At 53.4% G+C, this 21,736-nt stretch carries 20 protein-coding genes; 10 read left to right on the top strand and 10 right to left on the bottom strand.

Going from position 1 to position 21,736, the window contains the following annotated elements; translation table 11 throughout:
* Nucleotides 1-96 precede the first annotated feature (96 nt).
* From SD425_RS04890 to SD425_RS04900, 3 genes are all read right to left on the bottom strand, one after another.
* Nucleotides 97-3,111 (bottom strand): DUF2723 domain-containing protein, encoded by a 3,015-nt coding sequence (locus SD425_RS04890; protein ID WP_324675996.1) that lies wholly within the window; start codon nt 3,109-3,111, stop codon nt 97-99.
* Between the two features lie 155 nt (nt 3,112-3,266).
* Complete coding sequence (locus tag SD425_RS04895; protein ID WP_324675998.1) at nt 3,267-3,665, bottom strand: T9SS type A sorting domain-containing protein; 399 nt, start codon at nt 3,663-3,665, stop codon at nt 3,267-3,269.
* A 330-nt stretch (nt 3,666-3,995) separates the two neighbouring features.
* Nucleotides 3,996-4,790, bottom strand: a complete 795-nt coding sequence (locus tag SD425_RS04900) for a biotin--[acetyl-CoA-carboxylase] ligase (RefSeq protein WP_324676000.1) — start codon at nt 4,788-4,790, stop codon at nt 3,996-3,998.
* A 15-nt stretch (nt 4,791-4,805) separates the two neighbouring features.
* On the opposite strand from SD425_RS04900, the gene rsfS reads away from it, so the two are divergent.
* From rsfS to SD425_RS04940, 8 genes are all read left to right on the top strand, one after another.
* A complete protein-coding gene (rsfS, locus tag SD425_RS04905) occupies nt 4,806-5,192 on the top strand; it encodes a ribosome silencing factor (RefSeq protein WP_324676002.1) in 387 nt (128 codons plus the stop codon).
* A 73-nt stretch (nt 5,193-5,265) separates the two neighbouring features.
* The gene (gene ftsH, locus SD425_RS04910; RefSeq protein ID WP_324676004.1) at nt 5,266-7,377 is read left to right on the top strand and encodes an ATP-dependent zinc metalloprotease FtsH; all 2,112 of its coding nucleotides are present in this window, start codon (nt 5,266-5,268) and stop codon (nt 7,375-7,377) included.
* 132 nt (nt 7,378-7,509) lie between these two features.
* On the top strand, nt 7,510-8,163 hold the full coding sequence (locus tag SD425_RS04915; protein ID WP_324676006.1) for a LutC/YkgG family protein: 654 nt from the start codon (nt 7,510-7,512) through the stop codon (nt 8,161-8,163).
* A complete protein-coding gene (locus SD425_RS04920) occupies nt 8,138-8,932 on the top strand; it encodes a UDP-2,3-diacylglucosamine diphosphatase (RefSeq protein ID WP_324676008.1) in 795 nt (264 codons plus the stop codon). Before SD425_RS04915 ends, SD425_RS04920 begins: the two co-directional genes overlap by 26 nt.
* 46 nt (nt 8,933-8,978) lie before the next feature.
* A complete protein-coding gene (locus SD425_RS04925) occupies nt 8,979-9,935 on the top strand; it encodes a hypothetical protein (protein WP_324676010.1) in 957 nt (318 codons plus the stop codon).
* 197 nt (nt 9,936-10,132) lie between these two features.
* A complete protein-coding gene (locus SD425_RS04930; RefSeq protein ID WP_324676012.1) occupies nt 10,133-11,293 on the top strand; it encodes a zinc-dependent alcohol dehydrogenase in 1,161 nt (386 codons plus the stop codon).
* 281 nt (nt 11,294-11,574) lie between these two features.
* Complete coding sequence (ricT, locus tag SD425_RS04935; RefSeq protein WP_324676014.1) at nt 11,575-13,152, top strand: regulatory iron-sulfur-containing complex subunit RicT; 1,578 nt, start codon at nt 11,575-11,577, stop codon at nt 13,150-13,152.
* An 8-nt stretch (nt 13,153-13,160) separates the two neighbouring features.
* Nucleotides 13,161-13,649 (top strand): gliding motility lipoprotein GldH, encoded by a 489-nt coding sequence (locus tag SD425_RS04940; RefSeq protein WP_324676016.1) that lies wholly within the window; start codon nt 13,161-13,163, stop codon nt 13,647-13,649.
* A gap of 132 nt (nt 13,650-13,781) precedes the next feature.
* Here the strand turns inward: SD425_RS04940 and SD425_RS04945 are convergent, their stop codons facing one another.
* Together SD425_RS04945 and SD425_RS04950 are read right to left on the bottom strand one after the other, a co-directional pair.
* Nucleotides 13,782-13,976, bottom strand: a complete 195-nt coding sequence (locus tag SD425_RS04945) for a cold-shock protein (protein WP_324676018.1) — start codon at nt 13,974-13,976, stop codon at nt 13,782-13,784.
* A 290-nt stretch (nt 13,977-14,266) separates the two neighbouring features.
* Complete coding sequence (locus SD425_RS04950) at nt 14,267-14,458, bottom strand: cold-shock protein (RefSeq protein ID WP_086592920.1); 192 nt, start codon at nt 14,456-14,458, stop codon at nt 14,267-14,269.
* A gap of 296 nt (nt 14,459-14,754) precedes the next feature.
* On the opposite strand from SD425_RS04950, the gene SD425_RS04955 reads away from it, so the two are divergent.
* Nucleotides 14,755-16,038 (top strand): hypothetical protein, encoded by a 1,284-nt coding sequence (locus SD425_RS04955; RefSeq protein WP_324676021.1) that lies wholly within the window; start codon nt 14,755-14,757, stop codon nt 16,036-16,038.
* A 93-nt stretch (nt 16,039-16,131) separates the two neighbouring features.
* On the opposite strand, the gene SD425_RS04960 is transcribed toward SD425_RS04955, so the two are convergent.
* The 4 genes from SD425_RS04960 to SD425_RS04975 all read right to left on the bottom strand — a co-directional run bounded on the left by SD425_RS04960 (nt 16,132) and on the right by SD425_RS04975 (nt 20,302).
* The gene (locus SD425_RS04960) at nt 16,132-17,013 is read right to left on the bottom strand and encodes an SDR family oxidoreductase (protein ID WP_324676023.1); all 882 of its coding nucleotides are present in this window, start codon (nt 17,011-17,013) and stop codon (nt 16,132-16,134) included.
* Nucleotides 17,014-17,146: 133 nt separating this feature from the next.
* Nucleotides 17,147-18,028 (bottom strand): hypothetical protein, encoded by an 882-nt coding sequence (locus SD425_RS04965; protein WP_324676025.1) that lies wholly within the window; start codon nt 18,026-18,028, stop codon nt 17,147-17,149.
* A 179-nt stretch (nt 18,029-18,207) separates the two neighbouring features.
* Nucleotides 18,208-19,239: a helix-hairpin-helix domain-containing protein gene (locus SD425_RS04970; protein WP_324676027.1), complete on the bottom strand. Its 1,032-nt coding sequence runs from the start codon at nt 19,237-19,239 to the stop codon at nt 18,208-18,210.
* 97 nt (nt 19,240-19,336) lie between these two features.
* Nucleotides 19,337-20,302: a hypothetical protein gene (locus SD425_RS04975; RefSeq protein WP_324676029.1), complete on the bottom strand. Its 966-nt coding sequence runs from the start codon at nt 20,300-20,302 to the stop codon at nt 19,337-19,339.
* A 126-nt stretch (nt 20,303-20,428) separates the two neighbouring features.
* Here SD425_RS04975 and SD425_RS04980 point away from each other — a divergent pair, with 126 nt between their 5' ends.
* On the top strand, nt 20,429-21,025 hold the full coding sequence (locus SD425_RS04980) for a DinB family protein (RefSeq protein WP_324676031.1): 597 nt from the start codon (nt 20,429-20,431) through the stop codon (nt 21,023-21,025).
* A gap of 14 nt (nt 21,026-21,039) precedes the next feature.
* On the opposite strand, the gene SD425_RS04985 is transcribed toward SD425_RS04980, so the two are convergent.
* A complete protein-coding gene (locus tag SD425_RS04985; protein WP_324676033.1) occupies nt 21,040-21,708 on the bottom strand; it encodes a porin family protein in 669 nt (222 codons plus the stop codon).
* Nucleotides 21,709-21,736 lie beyond the last annotated feature (28 nt).

Consider the following 21,736-nt stretch of genomic DNA (forward strand, 5'->3'; position numbering starts at 1 on the left):
TATAGGGTAATGCCGCCTGCTAGAAAAGCTTACGTATTACAACAAAAAAAGCCGATTCCTGTAGAAGGAATCGGCTTTCGGAGCTAGCACCTAGCGTTATTGCTGCGGATAATACTGATTGAGCAGCGATACAGCTTTAGAAGCACGTTGCTGGTCGCCTATCTGCTCGGCGGCCCGGTACACATTGCTCAGGCTAATCAGGTGCGTCTGAATCTCGCGGTCGAACAGGGCGCTGTTATGCGTCGAGTAATACGCCAAAGCTTGCTGGGCCCGATTGGTCACCGTGTCCATAATCTCGTTGGCGCGTTTCTTCTCGCCCACAGCTACCAGCGGCACAATGGCTTGCGGCGTGTAGAAGTCATACGGAATCGACTTATCCGGCATTACTTCAAACGACTTATCCAGTACTTGCTTGGCTTTGGCCGTGTCGCCGGAAGCTAGGTAGGCTTCGGCAAGCTGGTTGAACTTATCACGGTAGTTAGCCGGGAAGCGCAGACTATTTTCGTCGTAGAAAATCTTCGGGTTGTTGAGGTTCCGGAAGGCAAAATTCTGCATCATGTTCTTCTGCATAATGTCCTTCGCGATGTACCCTTCCCGGTCCGATTTAGGGTCATAGCTTGGGTCGCGCGCTGGCAGAATGCGGTTAGCCATGCCTTCCAGCTGGAAGTAAGGCTGCAAATTCATGAAGTCGGAATTGTCAACCGTCGTCGAGAAGTACACCGGCCGCTTCCAGTTGTTGGTGGCCAGAATATCTAGAATAACCAGGTTCTTCTTCTCGATAGCACCCTTGCCTAGGTCCCAGCTCATGCGGGATACCAGCTGCTTGCGACGCTCGGCCGGAATGATACCTAGCTTTTCAACGGCCGCCGTATCGACGTCGAGGTAAAACTTACGTGTTGGGAAGGAAAGCATGGTGCTGCCACTCTGCGTTTCCACTTTGAGCAAGTCGCTGTTCTGCTCCACCAACTGGATGAACTGCTTCAAGTCGACTTCCTTCACTGACGGGTTTTCCACGTAAGGCAGATAGTCGTTGGTGCCCTGCGAGTAGTCCTTGTTCTGCATCGAGATGGGAAGCGGCTGCGAGTTGTAAGAGCGGCGCTTCATCTGGTCGATGTACCAGTCGGTGTTCAGGTAGCTCAACACGGCTACGCGCACGTCGGTCCGGATGCCTTCTACCTCCTGAGCATACCAGAGTGGGAAAGTGTCATTGTCACCGTTGGTGAATAGGATGGCATTCGGTGCGCAGGAGTTCAGTAGGTTTTTGGCCGAGTCTACCGACGAATAGCGGTCCGAGCGGTCGTGGTCGTCCCAGCCTTGGGCCACCATAATGCCTGGCGCAATGAGGCCGATAAGTAGAGCTACCGCGCCACGAGCCGTATCGGCCTTCAATACGGTGCGCAGCAACTCGGCTAGCCCGAGTACCCCTAAGCCGATCCAGATGGCAAAAGCATAGGTAGAACCAGCGAAGGTGTAGTCCCGCTCACGCGGTTCAATTGGAGGCTGGTTCAAGTACAGGACAATAGCTAGGCCGGTAAATACAAACAGCAGCCCGACAATGAACGACGTACGGCTGTCGCGGCGCACGTGGAAGAACAAGCCAACGAGCCCCAGAATCAGCGGAATTGCAAAGAAGTTGTTGTGCGCTTTGCTTTCAGCCACACGCTCCGGCAAGCCTTGCTTCGACGACGTTGGCCATACTACGCCCGCCTGCTGCACGTCGCTTTCCCGGCCCACGAAGTTCCAGAGGAAATAGCGCATGTACATGTGACCCATCTGATAGCGGAACAGATAGCTCAGGTTCTGCCCCATGGTCGGCTTCGCATACGAGGGGCGGCCTGTGTTCGGGTCAGTGTACTGCTGAATGTCGATCCACTTCTTGTAGTTGTAGATGTGCTCAGGCTGAGAGCTGTAGAGGCGGGGCAGCAGCATCTTGTCCTCGTCACGATAAATCGTTTCGAGGCGTTTTTCGGCTACCACGTACTTGTCACCTTTCCGAACGTAGCGCGGTGCTCCTTCTTCCTGATCGACAGGCTCAGCGTTGAACTGCGGGCCATAAAGCAAGGGCCGGTCACCGTACTGCTCGCGCTTCAGGTAGCTCACGAAGGACAATACATCTTCCGGATCGTTCTCGTTGATGGTCGGGTGATAGCTGCTGCGAATCGGTACAATCAGGTAAGTTGAGTAGCCAATCAGGATGAACACGAAGCTCAGCATGGCGGTGTTCACCAAGCGGTTACGCGTCCGGAAAGAATAGCGGAAACCTAGCCAGATGAGCGCAACGAAGACAATCAGGAAGAAGATCAAACCCGAATCGAACGGCAGACCTAGGCTGTTCACGAAAAACACTTCCACGGCACCAGCCAGCGAAGGCAGCCCCGGGATGATACCCACGAGAATGGCGCCCACAATCACCATACTAACTACCAGCGTGAGTACCCCACCCCACCAGGTTGGGTTAGCCGTGCGGCGGTAGTAGTAAATGAAACCCAATGCGGGCAAGGCCAGCAGGTTCAGCAAGTGAACCCCGATGCTCAGGCCTACTACATAGCCAATAAGGATGAGCCACTTATCGGAATCGGCTTCGTGGGCGCGGTTCTCCCACTTCAGCATGATCCAAACAACGGCGGCTGTGAACAGCGACGACATAGCGTACACCTCGCCTTCCACCGCGTTGAACCAAAACGAATCGGAGAAGGCAAAAGATAGCGCCCCTACCACGCCCGAACCCAGAATGAGGAGCGTTTGGCCGCTGGTAGGCTCTAGCTGCTCATCATTCGGCACGTTGATGCCGAGTACCAGCTTCTTCGCTAGTATCGTGATGGTCCAGAAGAGGAAGAGTACTGTAAAGGAGCTGCTAAGCGCTGACAGAGCGTTAATTAGCACCGACACTTTGGTGACGTCGCCGAAAGAGAACAGCGACATAATGCGGCCTAACAGTAGAAAGGTAGGCGCCCCCGGAGGGTGGGGAACAAGTAGCTTGTAGGAACAAGCAATGAACTCGCCGCAGTCCCAGAAACTGGCGGTAGGCTCTAGGGTAACTAGGTAAGTGAGCGTGGCAATGGCAAAGACTAGCCAACCCACCAAATTATTCAGGCTTTGATAACGACGCATACTACTTAATCAGAGAAGAGCCAAAAGTAGGTAATAAATCCGGCCGTGCCACACCTAGGTTTGGGTCACAAGAGTCGCCTTGCCAGCGTGAAGCACAAAAAAAGCAGTCGATAAATCGACTGCTTTCTCTAGGAAAACGATGGCAAGTTAAACAATTAGTTTTGTAATACGAGACGTTTCGTACTTACAATTTTATCGTTTACTAATAAGCTGTAAAAGTACATGCCCGCTGGCAGATCCGACAGATTCACGGCAATAGAGCTATTATCCTCGGGGCGGAGCAAGGTAGTCCGCACCTCCCGGCCAATGATGTTGCTCAAGCGCAACTTATAATCTTGGCCTAGCCCAATACGCTGGCTTAGCGAAACCGTTACCATGCCCTTGGCTGGGTTCGGGTAAACGCTCAAGCTAGGAGTAGAAGTAGTGGTCTTTACTTCTTGGACTTTAATAGCATGCACGAGTTGGGCGGTCTTGGGCGTAACTGAAGCGGCAAGAACCGTTAGGCGCACGGCTACAAAGGCAAAAACTAAAAAGTAGCGTGTAAAAATCTTCATGAGCAGATGGTGGGAAAGGAGGTGCGAGCGAAAAGTGAAAGGAAGATCTGAAGGTTTTCCGGGAAAAGTGTCCTGTGCTTACCCGTACTGCTGTTAAGTTACAAGCACCGTGCCCTAAGCAAGGGAGCTAGCAAGATGTCAGGGTACAGATACTGCGTTAGAGTGAAAGGTTGCAAGAAGGTTTACTTTAGCTGAACACGAAATGAAAAATTTAGGCTAATTCCTAAAATATTCATCAGCTTCTGACGTCATAAGGAGTAAACAATAACATTCGCATGACAAAGATGCTCTATTGCTCACCTGGATAGCCGGCTTTTCTACCATTTGGGCTTAATCATAGACGAACTTGATTTCCTGCAGGCCGAAGCGTTGCACCTTGCCATCCATCTCCACTATCAAGCGACCTGCCTCATCTATATCGACGATACGGCCTAGCACTCTTTTGCCAGCTACTTCATATGGGTGCCACTCTTCGTAGCGATAGAGGGCACGGAGGTAGTCGGAGCGCAATAGGGCACGCTGGTCGGCGCGCAGTTGCAGGTAACGCCGTTCTAGACTTTCGAGCAAACCTACGGCCAGTGGTGGCAGTAGATAATGTCGGCTGGTAAGCCGGCCGAAAGACGTGGCAGTAGGGATGCCAAAATTTTGTTGGTTGATATTTAAGCCAATTCCAACGATACTAGATTGAATTTTAGCGCCGCTCACGGTGTTTTCAATGAGTATTCCACCTAGCTTCTGGTCACCAAAAAACAAGTCGTTGGGCCATTTGAGACGCAACGCCGGGTCGGGACCTAGCAAACTACCAGCCCAATCGTGCACGGCCAGCGCCACGGCTTGGCTGAGTTGAAACTGATCGTTGATTGCCAGAAACGAAGGAAACCATACCACCGAAAGTGTCAGGTTTTCGCCGGCAACAGCTTCCCAACGATTGCCACGTTGACCGCGGCCGGCGGTCTGTTTGTCGGTAATGACGGTGCAACCTTCGGTGGCGCTGTTTTTGACGACCAAGGTCTGGGCTTCCGTGTTTGTGGATTCACATTCGGGCAACCAGATTAGTTGCTGGCCCGTGAAGAGGGTTTTGGGGGTTAGTGCCTCCACCTGATTTTCGTACTTTGTGACGTTCAAACCTAATAGTATCCTATGAAAAGTACCCTAGTCCGGCAGGATTCGGACAGATTGGCAGATGTAGTAGTGCGCGGTATGCAAGAAAAAAAGGCTGCCGATATCGTGGTACTCAATCTTAAAGAACTTAAGAATGCTGTAGCAGACTATTTTGTTATCTGTTCGGCATCTTCCGATACCCAACTCGACGCTATTGCCCGTTCAGTAGAAGAAGAGGTGGAGAAGCTTACCGGCCAGCATCCTTGGCAAACTGAGGGCCGCACCAATCGCGAGTGGGTGCTGCTTGATTATGTAGACGTCGTGGTGCATGTTTTTCTCCGCGACCGGCGCCAGTTCTATGCTCTGGAAGAGCTGTGGGGTGATGCCGAAATTTCCTACATCGAAGAAGAAGCCGAAGCACGTTAAACTCGCGTAGCGGCTCCGAACAAATCCTTCAAGCGGAGTGTTCCGCTTATGTTTTGCTCTGAAATCCCAATTCATGCCTGATACAACCCCCAAAAAGAAAAAACCCATGCTACCCGCGCCCACGCCGCGGCCGAGTATGCAGATGTGGGTGCTGGCTGGGTTAGTGGTGTTCATCTTCGGGATGTTCTACTTCAACCGCAGTACCTCGACCATCGAGACCACGCAGCAACGCTTCGAGCAGATGCTGCTAGCTGGCGATGTGCGCGACGTGACCTTGGTTAACGACCGGATGGTAGAAGTAACGCTCAAGCCTGAAGCCGTTAAGAATGCCAAATACAATCCTGAGCTAGCCCGTCGTGGCCCGCTTGCTATGGAGCAAGGGCCGCAGTACAGCTTCCGTGTCGTAGACGGTAAGACCTTTAAAGAAGACCTTGATAAAGTGCAGGCTGACCTGCCGCGTGAGCAGCGTGTGGGCCTCGACGTAAAAGACCGCCAAGGTTACGGCGACCTGATTACGAGCTGGGGTTTTATTCTGTTGCTCTTCGTGGGCTTCTGGTTCCTGATGCGTCGCATGAGCGGCGCTGGTGGCCCTGGTGGTCAGATCTTCAACATTGGTAAGTCGCGTGCTGCCTTGTTTGAAGGTGGAGACAAAGTAAAGATTACGTTCAAGGACGTTGCTGGCCTGGAAGAAGCTAAGGAAGAAGTACAAGAGATTGTAGAGTTTCTGAAGCATCCTTCCAAGTTCACCATCCTAGGTGGTAAGATTCCAAAAGGCGCATTGCTAGTAGGCCCTCCCGGTACGGGTAAGACCCTATTGGCGAAAGCTGTAGCTGGTGAGGCCGATGTTCCGTTCTTCTCGCTGTCGGGTTCCGACTTCGTAGAAATGTTCGTCGGTGTAGGTGCTGCCCGTGTTCGTGACTTGTTCAAGCAGGCCAAAGCAAAGGCGCCTTGTATCATCTTTATCGACGAGATTGACGCTATCGGTCGGAGCCGTTCGCGCGGCAACGTACCCGGTGGTAACGACGAGCGTGAGAACACGCTGAACTCGCTGCTGGTAGAGATGGACGGTTTCGGTACCGACTCGGGTGTTATCATCCTAGCTGCGACCAACCGCCCTGATACGCTCGACTCAGCGTTGCTGCGTCCCGGTCGTTTCGACCGTCAGATCAGCATCGACAAGCCAGATATCAACGGCCGCACGCAGATCTTCAATGTGCACTTGAAGCCGCTGACCCTAGCTCCTGATGTGGAAGCTAAGAAGCTAGCTGCTCAAACTCCTGGTTTTGCGGGTGCTGAAATCGCTAACGTCTGCAACGAAGCAGCCCTGATTGCTGCCCGTCGCGATAAGAAGATGGTAACGATGCAGGACTTTACCGACGCCGTTGACCGTGTTATCGGTGGTTTGGAGAAGAAGAACAAAATCATTTCTCCCGGTGAGAAGAAAATCGTGGCTTACCACGAAGCAGGCCACGCTATTGCTGGCTGGTTCTTGGAGCACGCCGATCCGTTGGTGAAGGTGAGCATTGTGCCGCGTGGTGTAGCTGCCCTAGGTTATGCCCAGTATCTGCCCCGCGAGCAGTTCCTATACAACACGGAGCAACTCACCGACGAGATGTGCATGGCCCTAGGTGGTCGTGCTGCTGAAGAGTTGGTGTTCGGCAAGATTTCGACCGGTGCGTTGAGCGATTTGGAACGTATCACGAAGATGGCGTATAGCATCGTGACCATGTATGGCATGAACTCGAAGCTAGGTAACATCTCCTTCTACGACTCGAAAGGACAGAATGAGTACGGCTTCACCAAGCCTTATTCGGAAGCTACTTCGCAGATGATTGACGAAGAAGTTCGCACCATCATCGAAAATGCTTACAACCGCACCAAGGATCTGCTAACTGAGCGTCGGCATGAGCTGGAAGTAGTTGCCAAAGAGCTGCTAGATAAGGAAGTGCTGCTACAGGATGACTTGGAGCGTTTGGTCGGCCGTCGTCCTTACGACAGCCAGACTACCTACCAAGCACACATGGCTGGCACTGATCGTAGCGAGACCCTCAGCGAGCGGAAGCAGGAGCATGCATTGCCGCTCGGCGATGACTTACCTGACATGAATCTGCCAGGCATCGACGACAAGCCGAACACCAGCGGCCATACGGATGTGCCTTCGGGCAGCGCCGTGACGCCGGTGTAAATAGAAGAGTAACTAAGTTGCGGAAGAGCTAGCCTTAACGGGCTAGCTCTTTTGTTTTGTAGCTGTTCGGTGGTTATTGCGTCCTATCTTTGACGAATAATCTTCGCTAACCAAGCACTCGCTGCGCATTCAATGGCTGAATCTTCCCGTGACCTTATTCTGCGCCGCATCCGCGAATCGCTGCAGAAACCGGCGCCCCAGCCCGCGGCGCCTGACTTCACGGCGCCCTTGTACCCGGCGCCCGCCGACGACTTAGCCGTGATGTTTGCTCAAAGTTTTGTGCGAACGGGCGGCGTTTTCTATTACTGCGAGTCAGAAGACCATTTCTTCGACCAGCTTTTTGCTTACAAAAAGGAAAAAGAGCTGGAAAACTTATTTGTGTGGGAGCCTGAGCTGAAAAAGCTGTTGCACAAAGCCGGACTCGTGTTTGTGGGCGACGAAAAGGATTTCATTAAAAAAGCGGATGCTAGCTTGACTACATGCGAAGCTCTAGTCGCTCGCACGGGCAGTGTGCTCGTGAGTGGCGCTTCTGCTAGCGGCCGACGTTTAAGCATTTACCCCGACCAGCATTTGGTGCTAGCCCGTACGTCGCAGATCGTGCCTGACATCGGCGATGGTTTGCAAGCTGTGAAGGAAAACCACAATGGTAAGCTGCCCTCTATGATTTCGCTCACCACAGGGCCGAGTCGTACGGCTGATATTGAAAAAACGTTGGTACTCGGTGCTCATGGCCCGCGTAGCATCGTGTTGTTTTTATTGGATGACGCGCCCGCCGCAACTACCTGACCTCGCGCTGCCGCCCGGCCGCCGCGTGTACTTCGCCTCCGACTTCCACCTCGGTACGCCCGATGTGGCTAGCTCTGCCGCTCGCGAGCGACGCATTGTGCGCTGGCTCGATCAGTGTGCAAAAGATGCTGCTGCCATTTACTTAGTTGGCGATATCTTCGATTTCTGGTTTGAATACCGCCATGCTATACCGCGCGGCTTTATTCGGCTCCAAGGCAAGCTGGCGGAACTGACGGATAGCGGCATTCCCGTAACGTTCTTCACTGGTAACCACGACATGTGGATGTTCGACTACTTTACCGAGGAGCTGAACATTCCCATCTTGCGCCACCCAGTTAGCCAGCGGATTGGGAATCACATCTTCCACATCGGCCACGGCGATGGGCTAGGTCCGAAGGATTACACGTATAAATTCCTGAAACAGGTTTTTGCGAGTCCTGTGGCGCAGTGGCTATTTGCGCGGCTGCATCCCAACTTCGGTATCGGTATTGCCAACAACTGGAGCCGCCGCAGCCGTATTCAAAACACGGCCAAGGACGAGAAGTACTTCGGCGACGATGAGTGGCTGCTGGTGTATTGCCGGGAGCTGGAGCGCCTGCATCATCACGACTACTATGTGTTCGGGCACCGCCACTTGCCGCTCGACGTTGAGGTAACAGCCAACAGCCGTTACGTCAACCTAGGTGAGTGGGTGAACTACCGCACGTATGCTAGCTACGATGGTGACCAGCTGGCTTTACTGCATTTCGAGAAGGATTTGAGTAGCTAATACTTAGTGATGCGTAGTTCTTTGTAAACAGTTGATACTAAAAAGTATGAGTAAGATGACGCTAGAAAAGATTAGTTGGCTGAAACAACTCGTCGTTATCTTATTACTCACTACCTACTACTCACTACCAACAGTCTACGCCCAAACCACGGTGCCATCAGCTGCCTCTGTAGCACCTGCTGCCAAGCCTGCGCCAGTTGCTCCTGCTTACAATACTGTAGCTAGCCCTAATCAGTCAGTGGTAGAGACCAATGGCTGGAAGCTGGTTCGTACGATCAAGCTGGCAAAGCCAGGCGCCGCTTCTCTGGATCGGCGCGGCAATTTTTACGTGGCCGATGAGCAGGACAACATCCACCAATACGGACCCGATGGACAGGCGCTAAATACCTATTCGCCGCCCCAGCCTGGCCATACTGCCCAGATTGAAGCGTGGAATAGCGCTAAGATTCTCGTCTTTTACGACGACCGCCAAGAGATTCTGCTACTCGACCGGTTCATGACGCCCATCACGAGCGTGCAGCTCCTTGACTTTGTGGACGGCAGCATTCGAGTGGCTACTCTCGCTCCAGACGACCGATTGTGGCTGTTCAATGAAAGTGACCTCACCTTGCGGCAGTTCGACCCGACGTTGCAGCGGCTGATGCTCAGTACCCCGCTCGACCTAATTATCGGCCGATCGAAACCTGATTTCCGCTTCTTGCGCCAATACCAGAACAACCTTTATCTGGTAGATCGAACGAGCGGCATCTTTGTGTTTGACAACCTAGGTAACTACCGGAAAAAGTTACCCTTCACAGGGCTGAATTCTGTGGGCTTTCGTGGTGATGAACTATACTACCTCACGAATAGCCAAGTACAATTTTTCCAGCTCTATAACTTCACGGAGCGCACAATGCCGTTGCCGACTACCACTAGTGCCGCCCAACAGGTTCTGCTAGGCGAACAATACGCCTATCTAGTAACGCCGGCGGGTGTGCTAGTTTATCAGATGACTGGAGGCTAGGTATCGCCAGCTAGCTCAGCGGAGCACGTAGTACATGGAATAAAGAGAAGCTAGCCTCAGAACAAGATTATGGCTAAGCAGGCGAATAGGGCCTAACACTAGTAACCTGCCTAATTGTCGAGCCGTTACTAAAAAGCTAGGTATCAGGTCTCCTGAACCTGCTAGTCCTGTCTCTTCCAAAACCAAATCCTGTTCTTATGAAAGCCCTCGTGTATCATGGGATGAAAGACGTGCGCGTCGATACCGTTGATGATCCTAAAATCGAAGAGTCGCGCGACGCTATTATTCGCGTAACCAGCACGGCCATCTGCGGCTCCGACCTGCACATCTACAACGGTAGCATTCCGCAACCTAGGCCAATGGTGCTCGGGCACGAGTTCATGGGTATTGTGGAAGAAGTAGGCAAAGGAGTTGGCAACCTCAAGCGCGGCGACCGGGTGGTGGTACCCTTCCCCATTGCGTGCGGTACGTGCTTTTTTTGTAATCACGACTTGCCCGGCCACTGCGAAAATTCTAACCCAGACCACTACGGGCCTGAAGGCGGCTTGATGACCGAGAAAGGCGGCGCCCTCTTCGGCTATACCGACCTTTACGGCGGTTACAACGGCGGCCAAGCCGAGTACGTGCGTGTTCCTTATGCCGATTACGGTCCGCGCATTGTGCCTGATAGTCTTACTGACGAGCAGGTTTTATTCCTCACCGATATTTTCCCTACTGGCTACTCCGGCATCGATTGGGGCCAAGTGAAAGGCGGCGAAGTAGTAGCCATCTTCGGAGCTGGCCCGGTGGGTATTATGGCAGCCAAATCGGCGTGGCTACGTGGGGCCGCTCGCGTAGTCGTGATTGATCCGCTGCAATACCGGCTCGATAAAGCCAAAGCAACGGCAAACTGTGAGACCATTCTGTGGGATAACGAGAAAGATACCACGGAGCAAATCCGTGCTATGAGCGGCGGCCGCGGTGCGGATGTCTGCGTGGAAGCCGTGGGCTTCGAGCCCATGCGCAACTTGTTCGACCGGGCAAAAGCAGTAGTGAACCTAGAGAAAGGGTCTCCCAAAGTGCTGGAAGCCTGCATGAGTGCTGTTCGTCGTGGGGGCACCGTATCGGTGCTAGGGGTCTATGCTACTCCCTTCGACAATTTCCCAATTGGTCAGTTCTTCGATAAAGGCATCACCATTCGCGGTGGTCAAGCCCCTGCCCAGAAGCACATTGATAAGCTGCTGGAATACATCGTGCAAGGGAAAGTGAAGCTGGATGATATCATTACGCATCGCCTGCCGCTTTCCGAAGCTGCGCACGGCTACGATATTTTCCGCAACAAAAAGGATAACTGCGTAAAAGTAGTGTTGAACCCCTAAATAAGGTAAGTAGCTACTCATCAAGTGCTAACTCTGTTGGTTAGTAGCTAGATACTAGGTCTATAATTGAAAAGCTCGTCATTTGACGAGCTTTTTTGTTTTATTGTTTACGAATTCTGCGGGGAACATTCAGAACCTAGCTATCCTTTAGGTGCAGTTATTAACCGGTATTATCTAGCTAAAACCTTGTAACAGGCGCTGGCAACTTAGAACCGGTATCTTTGTAGACAACCGATTTCGTGCGGTACTTTTTCCGCCTTACCTATAGATCTTTTCAAGCCGTGGCTTGCACTTCTTGTTCCTCCGGGGGCGGCTGCTCTTCCTCAGCGAAGGGTTGCGGCTCCAAAGGTGGTTGCAGCTCTGGAGGCTGCACCCGTCTCAATGTATTCGACTGGCTTCAGGACGTAGACCTGCCCAGCGACTTTAAAGAATTTGACCTCGTCGAGATTCGCTTCAAAGGCGGTCGTAAAGACTTCTTCCGCAATAATTCACGCTTACCCCTCGTCACTGGCGACGCTGTGGTCGTAGAGGCTGCCGGTAACGGCTGGCACCTAGGTCATGTGTCGTTGAAAGGGGAGTTGGTGCGCTTGCAGATGCGCAAGAAAAAGGTGCCCGTTGATTCCAAGGAAATTCGCTCGATTCTGCGCGTGGCTACCACCCAAGATGTGGAGCGCTGGGACGCCGTGCGTGACCTTGAAACAGGCACTATGTTCCGGGCCCGCTCAGTGGTAGAGGAGCTGAAGCTGAAAATGAAGCTCTCCGACGTGGAGTACCAGGCCGACCGTACCCGTGCCACCTTCTTCTACTCGGCGGAAGACCGCGTGGACTTCCGTGACCTGATCCGTCGCCTCGCCGATGAGTTTCGGGTGCGCGTGGAGATGCGCCAAATTTCTTTGCGCCACGAGGCTGGTCGCCTAGGTGGCATTGGCTCGTGCGGGCGGGAGCTGTGCTGCTCTACGTGGCTCACCGACTTCAAGAGCGTGAGCACGACGGCCGCGCGTTACCAAAACCTAAGCCTCAACCCTGCTAAGCTTTCGGGGCAGTGTGGCCGCCTGAAGTGCTGCCTGAACTACGAGCTCGACACTTACCTCGACGCGCTCAAGGACATTCCGCAGGTGCAACGCCCACTCCAAACCGAGAAAGGGGAGGCTTTCCTGCAAAAAACCGACATCTTCAAGAAGCGGATGTGGTTTGCTTTCCGGGGTGATAATAACTGGGTGATGATCCCCACGGAACGCGTGCGCGAGATTCAGGATTTGAACAAGCGCGGCGAAAAGCCCGAAAACCTCCTAGCTCCTGTGCAGGAAGAGGAGCGCGCGCCAGAGGTATCGGCTCACGTGGAGGGCAACCTCGACCGCCTCGATGATAAGATTAAGGCAAGCAAGCGTAGCAAGCGCAAGAAGAAAAAAGTTAGTGCTGAGCAGGGGCAACCTGTAGTTGCTGCGCCCGCACCAAAGCCCAACCAGCCGCAAAAAGAAAAGCCCCAAGCTCCTAAAGCTCCAACTTCAGTACCTAGTGCCGAGGCGGCATCCAGTGCGACCGGAGCAGCGGAGGCGCAATCTGAAGCACGCCGGCCGCGTGGTTCGGCTGCACGACCCCTCAACCGCCGAAACAACCGTAACCGGTCAGACAAAGACAACAAAGAAGGCAACAAGCCGGAAGGAGCCAATGGCGAAAATCGCCGGGCAGAGGCGCCACGCCCGCCGCGTGGCAACGAGCCGCGTTCACCACGGCCAGCACCTAACTCGGCCGCCGAGGGCAATGAGCGAAGTGGCCGCCCAACGCGGCGCGGACCTCGGCCGCCCCGCCCGGGCGGTGGTGATGCTCCGGCTGGCGCTCCTTCTTCTCCCGCTTCCTAATGTTGCCCATGCGTAAACTGATTCACTTGTGGCTAGCTCTGGGCATGGTGCTCGGGCTAGCTGCCTGCGACCCTAACCGGGTATTTGAGAAAAATACTGACCTCGATAACAACCGATGGGTGGTGCAAGTAAAGCCCACGTTTGAGTTTGAGATACCCGACACCACGCAGCGTTACGACATCTACATCAACATCCGTAACACGCTGTCGTACGGCTACTACAATCTTTACGTGAAGCATACGCTCACGGGCCCTGACAACAAACGCATTTCGCAGCTGCTGCACCAGATGCTGCTGATGGATCCGCAAACTGGCGAACCACGCGGCAGTGGCACCGGCGACATTTTCGACCACCAGTTTCTGGCGTTACCTAATCAGCATTTTCGCCACCCTGGCACCTACAAGATTGTGCTGGAACAATACATGCGCCAAGACCAGCTGCCCGATATTATGTCGGTGGGAATACGCGTAGCGAAAGCAGGCGAACCCAAGAAATAGCGGCTTCCTATTAGCTAGGGCCTAATTGGAAAGCTAGCTTTTTATCAAGTACTGAAAAATAAAAACCTCCTTCAGATAGCCTGGAGGAGGTTTTTTGCTTTCTATTTGCCCAGTCACGGGCAGAAGATCCGACTAGCTGATAAGACGTACTTTAACGGCATTCAGGCCTTTTTTGCCCTGCTGCACATCATATTCTACTTTGTCGTTGTCGCGAACGGGTTGCATCAGGTTCGAGGCATGCACGAAAACATCCTCACCACCGCCATCCGGCTTGATAAAACCGAAACCCTTGGTCTCATTGAAAAATTTTACGGTACCGGTACTCATAATCTGCTAAAAAATGAAATGGATTGTGGTGAATGAATGAGCTAAAGGTAAAACTTATTTCGAGTTCTCCTCACTATCAAAAAAGATGTAACTCGATTTTTTGATGAACAAGAAGTCGAAATTTGGCCGAAGCTGAGCAGTATAATTTGAGGGAGCTAGCTGCGGCTGCGCTAGATTCAGCCTTGAGCGTCAGCAATATGGCAAGCAGGAATAGCAAAACAAAATCCTGCCCCAGTCAAAACCGAAGCAGGATGTGCAAATAGCAGATGCTTAGCTTGTGGAAAAGCACCTTAGATACGCTCTACCTTAACGGCATTCAAACCTTTCTTTCCTTCGATAACCTCGAAAGATACTCGGTCATTTTCGCGGATTTCGTGGATAAGGCCAGTCTGGTGTACGAAGATATCTTGGTTGTTTTCGTCTTGAACGATAAAACCGAAGCCCTTTGATTCATTAAAGAACTTCACTTTGCCTGTTTTCATAAAGAGCAGGTGGTTTGGGGATTAATAAAAAAAGAATGGATTAGTTGAGGTGACTAACAAGATACACGCCGATTGGGAGTCGTGCGTGGGGCGAAAATAAGCGGCTTGATCAGTAACTCCAACAGCCGACCTAGGTAGAGCTGCTGCCTCCTGACAAATCGTAAACCCCACGTACAGGCTCCTTCTAGTTGAGCTGAGGCCCCGCAGATTTACTCAGCAAGCACTAACTCTGCTGACACACACGCGTATAGCTCAGATCACGAAGTACTTGTTTCCACCCACCTATGTACTCCCCCATGGAAGATAAAACGGAAAATCCTCGCAATAATGAGTCGCAAGTAACTGACGGCGCCGATAATAATACAACGGGTATGCAGGCCAAAATGGGTGCTGGAGTTAGCAACACCTTAGCCAACAGCGCAACGCAAGCTGAAACACCCGCCATGAACGGCACGCCCAACCCAAACCAGGATGCTTCATCAAGCGAGTCGCTTGTCGATTCGGAAATGAGCGTCGGAAAAGGAAGCATAGGCGGGCCAGCAGGCCAGCAGCCAAACAAAGAAGCTACCCCTGATGATGTGCAGCCTGGCACCGGCGAATCGCAGGAGCAGCAGGAGCGCAAGCAGCACTCCGACTCGGAACCTAGCAACCGATACGGCGGCAACTTTGGCAATAGCGTGCAACCTATCTACCAAGACGATGACCGGCGCGAAAACCAGATCAGCGGCGCTAGTCGCGGGGAATTTGGTACCCAGGACCACGGCAACACGCAAGGTGGTTACGGTAATCAATTCCGCGCTACCAATGAGAGCGGCAATTACAGCCTTACCGATGGGCTACAGTCCAATTCCTACCAGACCTACAACGGGCGCGATGATACCTATCGGCAAGAGTCGCGCAACCCTAATCAGGTTGTGTACGGCCAAGATAATTTGCCATACGAGCAGTTGCAGCCTAATGCGCAGGCTGGTAACGATGGCAGCACATATTTGAACGACAACGGTTCGGGCTACGGTCGTGGCCGCGGCTACAGCGCCGATTATGGCACCTCGTCGCTGACGGATAGCAATATGGGCACTTCTTCCTCAAGCCGGAGCGGCCTAGGTGATCAGCAGCGTAACCAAAACGAGGATCAAAACTCGTCGCGTGGTGGCTACGACAACCAAGACCGCACCCAAGGTGGTAACGGGCAGCAAACCAACCGCCGGGAGCGGGAAGAAAGCTACAATGAAGCGGGCGGCTCTGATGCTAACAGCCGTGGCACCTATCAGCAGCCCTCAGCCCGCGACGAGCAGGATGACAAAATGAATCGTAGTGGTTCGGGCAACGGCCAAGGTGACTACAACGGTAAGAGTACCGAGGGCTTTGGCTCGCAAGGAGGCTCTTACGATGATGAGTACGCTTCTGCTGATCCGAACAACAAACAAGGTGCGCCCGTCCGCGGCGACTACGACAATGCCGACAAGGCCAAGAACTACGGTGCTGATAAGCGCGAAGAGTACCGCGGCGACGACAAGGAAGACTACGGCAGCGCCCCCCGGCGCAACCAAGGCCGCGATGCTGCCGATAGCGATTTGTAAAGCTAGGTAGCGTAGTAAACTGCACTAACACAAAAGGGGCTTCTCAGATAATGAGAAGCCCCTTTTGTGTGAAGCTAGCAGGTAATCAAGTCGCTACGAAGCAGGCTGAAAGTGCTGATGATAATCTTGCGCAAACTGCTCAAACGTGTACGCTGGTCGGCCGGCTAGCTCTTCCACGGTGGAGGTAACCGCAGCGGCATGACCTGCTTTTCCTAGCGCGTGAAGTTCCAGCATAGCATCCGTCATCCACTGTGGGGCTTGGCTCATGGCTTGGCGGGCGGCAGCCTCTGGTACATCCACGTAGGCGATGGGCCGGCCGGTCGCTTGGCTGATAGCTGCGGCTACCTCCTCGCCGGTGAGAGCAGCTGGACCCGTAAGCGTGTACGCTTTGCTCTGATGTTGGGCAATATCAGCCGTCAAGATGTTAGCTGCTACTGAGGCAATATCGCGCACGTCTACGTAGCTGATGGCGCCGTTGCCCAACGGTAGATAGAACTTATCTTCCTGGCAAATAGACTCGCTGTTGTGATTGACGAAGTTTTGCATGAAGCTATTAGGGCGCACGAAGGTGTAGGGTATGCCGCTTTGCTCCAGGTATTCTTCCACCTCCCGATGCCAGCGCCCAAGTTGAATACCCGGTGTAGCATCGGCCCCAGCTACTGAAAGACGCACAATCTGCTGCACGCCGGCTTGCTTCGCCACGTCGATGACTTGCTTAGCTAGCGCTACTTGGTTTTCGACAAAAGGCGTAGCCAAAAACAGCCGCTCGACGCCCGTAAGCGCTACATGCAACGTTGCGGGGCGGGCGTAATCTATTTCGACGAGTTGGGTATCGGGATAGATATGCCGCAGCCGGTCGCCTTTGATGATGGAATGTACGCCAGCTCGCACCGTGACTCCGCGGTTCGCTAGGTCTAGTACAAGCTCAGAGCCCACCGTGCCGGTAGCGCCCGTAATAAGAATGGTATGAGGCATGGAAAGAGGAAGTAGTGAGGTAATGACTCTAGCTAGGGGCCGAGTCCATAAGCTTACGGCTGATCGTAAAAAGCCGTTTAACATCTATGACGCGCTGTCTACTTACTGCCGCGGGTGGCAATAGCCCGCTCCGTTACTTTTTACGTTGCGCCCGGAAGATTTTGCCCTTTTCGTTGCTGAGCACAAAGTCGTGCTCATTAGTAAAAACCAGCGCTTCGGCCTGCCCGGTAGTCGGGATGAGCAAGCAGCTTTTCGGGCTGTCAAACAGTTTACGGCCGGGTTGCAAATCAATCAAGTACACGCGTCCGTAACCGAGCAGAGCTACTGTACGACCATTAGGGCTGATGTCGGCGGCCGTAATCCAGGTGTTCATCTGAATACTATCGACCAAGGTGGCCGTGTAGGTACCGGGCTTGGCGGGCAGCACATATTCTTTCACCCAGCGTCCCTCGCCTCGGTTTTTCGTGAAAAGGTATAGGCTGTCGTGCCGGTAATAGAACGCTTCACAATCGAAGTTACGGGCTGCTTTCTTCGGCGGAAAATCTCGCTGGTCGGCGTAGCTGAAGTGAATAGTATCGATGGTGGGTTTGTTGGGCAAGCCGCTGAGGCGGTAGATAGCTAGATTGCGCCGTTTGTTCTGGTTGTTGCCAAAGTCGCCAATGTAGAGGCGCTTTTCGTCATCCTGCGCTAGGTCTTCCCAGTCAATATTCGTGAGCGGGGTTAGATCGAGCTTCTGCAGTAAGTCGCCCTCGGGCGTCACTTTGTAGAGGCTGGCTGAGTTGCCCCCATCTGCCTGCGTCCAGAGGTCACCTTCGGAGTTGGCTTGCTCAAAGCCAGAGCTTTCGGCCACTTGCTTTTTGTGCATCCGGCCAATTTGCTTCACCGTATAGTCTTTCCGAACTTTCTCGAAGTCGCCACGATCTTGCTGTTGGGCGCAGCCACAAAACACCGATTGAACAAAGACCGCAATCGGAAAAAGCTTGTCGCGCAGCAGAAAGAAAAGAGGAGGGACCATACAAATAAAAGGCGGCCTGCCTCCAGTAAATTGATGACATGCGGCTAGGCTGCGGTGCTCGTGCATACGCAAGCCTCCCCAACAAGGCCGACACCCGCGCCAAATTTCTGCCCACCGGCCTGCTAATACCTAGGTAGAAACACGTACCGCAAGCCTACTTAGCGCTCAGTACGCGAAGCTCAAAAACGCAGGTACGGCTTGAGCTTTTCAAAGGTAGCGTCGTCCAAAATGCGGATCTGACGCAGGTCGTCGGGTTGTTTGAACGGCCCGTGTTGCTGCCGAAACGCCACCACCACGCGCGCTAATCGCTTGCCCATGTAGGGGTGACTTTGTAGCTCATCAAAGCTGGCCGTATTCACATCGAGCGAGGCCGGAGCGAAGCTAGCTTTCACGAAGGTGTATTTACGCAAGCTGTCCACGAGGTCGGGCGCGTCGCGAAGGCTGTAGATTTCGGCCATCTGCTCGGCCCGCACGAAGCCACCAAGCTGCGCCCGATAGGCCACAATGCGCGCCGAGATACCGCGTCCAATGCCACGGATCTGCATCAGCTGCGTCGTATCGGCGGTATTCAGGTCGAAAGCTGCTAAGTGCGCGGGCTTGCGGGCAAACTTGCTAGGCGGGAAGCTAGGCCGCGCGGTGAATTTGCCGGCGAAGCGGTCAGGACTAGAAGAGAAACGAGTCGTCCGCGACGGTAGCTGGTCCGGCAGCAGGATGTACGGAGCCAAGCGCGCATACACCGAATCCGGCAGGCCGTAAGTGCGTCGAATCTGCTCCTTAGCCTTGAAGCCACCAATAACGTCGCGGAAGTGCACAATACGCTCGGCCACAAAGTGCGGCAACCCGCGCGCTTCCCAATCGAGAGGCGTGAGCATATTAGGGTCGAAAGGCGCAAGGGAGACCTGAGCCACGGGCACTCGGGCGGCGTAGCTGCGACGCGGGTAGCGCCGATCCGAGAAGGTGCGGGGCTGGCGCTGAGCAGCTAGCTCGGCGGCTACTTCATTCAGTTGGCGCTGATCGGCGGCCGGGTCGTAGTGAGGCAAGGCGGGACGCAATAGCGCCGGGACAAACAACCAGAGCAGCAGCAACGTCACCAGCACCACAAAGCCAGACGTTTCGCGGCGTGAAAAGCCAAAATAGCGCCGGATAATGGTTTGACTTTTAGTTAAGAAAGAGCTCTGGGGCGTATAGGGCCTAACTTGTTTGACTTTCATAGCGCACGTGCATACCTAGCTTAGCAACGTGCGCTGAAAATCAATTATCATTCCGATCTGAAGACCTGTAATAGGCTGTGCTTAGCCCAGAGCTAGGTTAGCGTTTGATCTTCACGTCTACTTCGTAGCGGTACTTCGGAGGGCCGCCCAGCGGAATAGCGAAGAAGGGCAAGGCGGTGTCATATTGGTCGGTGACGTAGAAAACCAAGTCGTTGCTAGCTTTAGAGAGGGAGTTGATTTGCATATCCAAGGAGAGACCGTGCTCTTTGGCGCTAATCGGGTGCGTACTGCTGCTCCATTCATTGTCGCCGCTCACAATGGCCGGATGACCGTTCTTCGCCACGCTGAAAATCTTGATGGTAGCATCCTTGTCAAGGTCAAAATTACTCTGCTTGATACTCACCACTCGGTCGTTGACGAAGGGATACAAGTGCGTGCGGGTTTTGCCTTGCGACAAGCGGAAAGAGTACTCGTAAGTAAAAGCATTGCCCCCTTCCACTGGCACATTTTGCGTGGGGCTGGTGCTCAGGAAGTAACGGTACAGGTTGCCGTCGTCGCCAGTGAGGCCTTGCGCCACCATCTTGAATACGTAGCCATCGAACTCCGGTACAAACTCACCTTCCAGCGGGTTCAGCGGCCCGAAGGTGTACCACTTATTGTCGTAGGTTGGCTCGGCGCCAAAGTTCTGCTGCTTGAGTAGCGTGCCTTCCCGAAAATTGCCACTAGGCTCGGTGCGGCGCGCGTCGGCACCCGAGTGAGCACCGGTGCCACCATAGAGACTAAAACGGGTGCTGGTGTTCCAGCCAAACTTCCGCTCGTCGTTTTGGCCGCCGCAGTCAGGGTCGAACACGCGTATGTAGACCGGTTGGCGGTTGTTTTTCGGAACCAGGAAAAAAAAGGTTTGGGCAAAGTCGTCGTCGCCCCAGCTTTTATCGGCTTTATTGCCAAAAGTAACTAAGAACGCAATGTTCTCACCAGGATTAGGCACAGCTTGTGCCTGGGCTACCTGGTTAACAACAACGCTAGCTAACAGCCACAACAAACAAAGAAAAGGACGAAACATAGAGGCAAGATACCTGGATTAGGATAAAATCTGGGTACGATGCGGGTGTAGCATTGCCGTTAATGTCTGCGGCACGTATCATTACAATACTTTCCTCTTCCTGTTCGCTTCCGTTCCTGCCCATCTATGAGCCCCACCGCCGTTCGTACTACTGACTTCCTAAACCGCTTAGCGGCTGACCTGCAAACGCTGCGCGCTATTACGGCTCAGGAATTTCGGCCACTCACCGACGAACAGCTCAACCGTCGACCTAGCCCCGGCAAGTGGAGTGTAGGGCAATGCTTAGAACACTTGAATATTGTGGGTGGCCACTACCTGCCTAGCATTGCGCTCCGCGTGCGCAGGGCCAAAGACCGCGGAACCCACCCCGCCGAGGTAATAAAGTTCGGACCTATCGGGCGGAAGTTAGTCGAGTCGATGCGGGCGGACAGTACCACGAAGCCTCAGAAAGCACCGCAAAAATTTGCGCCTAGCGGCAGCCGTCTGCCACGCACCGTGGTAGAAGTTTTCAGCCGCCAGCTCGACGAGCTACTCAGCTTAATTGAGCAGACGCGTGAAGTGAATGCCAATAACGTGCGCATTCCCAACGTCATTATCCCATTAGTGGCCTTGCGTCTGCCCGACCAACTGGAGCTGCTGGTGGTGCACATACAACGCCATGTCGCCCAAGCCGAACGTGTGCTAGCTAGTACGGTACGGCCAGCCAGCGCACGCGGTGAGTAGCTAGCTACCGTGGATTAGTTGAGCGCAAAGAAGTAATTCAACGTCAACTGGATGCTGCGGCTGCGTGGACTATACGCTCTACCTGTTTTGCCCTCCGGCTTGATGGTCATGGCACTTCTGCCATAAGCTGTCTGAATCTGCAGGGGGCCACACTTGTACCCGATGCCTGCGTTGAACCCAGCGTCAAAACGACGGAATTCATGGGGGGTGCTATAGCTGCTTCTTTGTTTGAAGCTTAATGGGTCGTTGCTTTCGGTTACTTCGCTCCCATACGTAAATGTGGAACGTAGGCGTCCGCCTACACCGAGCGCTACATAGGGCCCCGCAAATAGCTGAAATCCGTCTGATTTATCTATCGACAGTACGAAGTTTATGGGCAGCTCTAAATAGTTGACTCGTACGGCGTCATGCAGAGTCACATAGTCACTTTCACGCCAATCATTCTTATCTCCTTTTTGTGAAAAGACCAAAGCGGGCTGAATAGCGAAGTGATTGAATTGTGCATTAGCTACAACGCCAGCTTGCGCCCCATAGCGTTGGGTATGTGCTGCGTCGTTGAAACGAGGTCCATCAAAGCTGGTTGATTGCAGCCCTACGCGTGGGCCTATACTGAGTTGGACTTGTGCGTGCGTTGCCTGAGCACCTAGGAAAGTAATAGTAGCGAGGAATAGCTGTTTTTTCATTTGATTTCTAAAAGTAGAGTGTTGCCAC

The organism is Hymenobacter sp. GOD-10R (assembly GCF_035609205.1).
Taxonomy (GTDB): domain Bacteria; phylum Bacteroidota; class Bacteroidia; order Cytophagales; family Hymenobacteraceae; genus Hymenobacter.

Bases quoted from the DNA above. Each gene is read 5' to 3' on its own strand.
- SD425_RS04960 (WP_324676023.1), bottom strand. From the start codon at position 17,013: ATGCCTCATACCATTCTTATTACGGGCGCTACCGGCACGGTGGGCTCT.
- SD425_RS04955 (WP_324676021.1), top strand. From the start codon at position 14,755: ATGGAAGATAAAACGGAAAATCCTCGCAATAATGAGTCGCAAGTAACT.
- SD425_RS04925 (WP_324676010.1), top strand. From the start codon at position 8,979: ATGAGTAAGATGACGCTAGAAAAGATTAGTTGGCTGAAACAACTCGTC.
- SD425_RS04965 (WP_324676025.1), bottom strand. From the start codon at position 18,028: ATGGTCCCTCCTCTTTTCTTTCTGCTGCGCGACAAGCTTTTTCCGATT.
- SD425_RS04950 (WP_086592920.1), bottom strand. From the start codon at position 14,458: ATGAAAACAGGCAAAGTGAAGTTCTTTAATGAATCAAAGGGCTTCGGT.
- SD425_RS04890 (WP_324675996.1), bottom strand. From the start codon at position 3,111: ATGCGTCGTTATCAAAGCCTGAATAATTTGGTGGGTTGGCTAGTCTTT.
- SD425_RS04945 (WP_324676018.1), bottom strand. From the start codon at position 13,976: ATGAGTACCGGTACCGTAAAATTTTTCAATGAGACCAAGGGTTTCGGT.
- ftsH (WP_324676004.1), top strand. From the start codon at position 5,266: ATGCCTGATACAACCCCCAAAAAGAAAAAACCCATGCTACCCGCGCCC.
- SD425_RS04985 (WP_324676033.1), bottom strand. From the start codon at position 21,708: ATGAAAAAACAGCTATTCCTCGCTACTATTACTTTCCTAGGTGCTCAG.
- SD425_RS04920 (WP_324676008.1), top strand. From the start codon at position 8,138: ATGACGCGCCCGCCGCAACTACCTGACCTCGCGCTGCCGCCCGGCCGC.
- SD425_RS04940 (WP_324676016.1), top strand. From the start codon at position 13,161: ATGCGTAAACTGATTCACTTGTGGCTAGCTCTGGGCATGGTGCTCGGG.
- SD425_RS04970 (WP_324676027.1), bottom strand. From the start codon at position 19,239: ATGAAAGTCAAACAAGTTAGGCCCTATACGCCCCAGAGCTCTTTCTTA.
- SD425_RS04895 (WP_324675998.1), bottom strand. From the start codon at position 3,665: ATGAAGATTTTTACACGCTACTTTTTAGTTTTTGCCTTTGTAGCCGTG.
- SD425_RS04915 (WP_324676006.1), top strand. From the start codon at position 7,510: ATGGCTGAATCTTCCCGTGACCTTATTCTGCGCCGCATCCGCGAATCG.
- rsfS (WP_324676002.1), top strand. From the start codon at position 4,806: ATGAAAAGTACCCTAGTCCGGCAGGATTCGGACAGATTGGCAGATGTA.
- SD425_RS04980 (WP_324676031.1), top strand. From the start codon at position 20,429: ATGAGCCCCACCGCCGTTCGTACTACTGACTTCCTAAACCGCTTAGCG.
- SD425_RS04930 (WP_324676012.1), top strand. From the start codon at position 10,133: ATGAAAGCCCTCGTGTATCATGGGATGAAAGACGTGCGCGTCGATACC.
- SD425_RS04975 (WP_324676029.1), bottom strand. From the start codon at position 20,302: ATGTTTCGTCCTTTTCTTTGTTTGTTGTGGCTGTTAGCTAGCGTTGTT.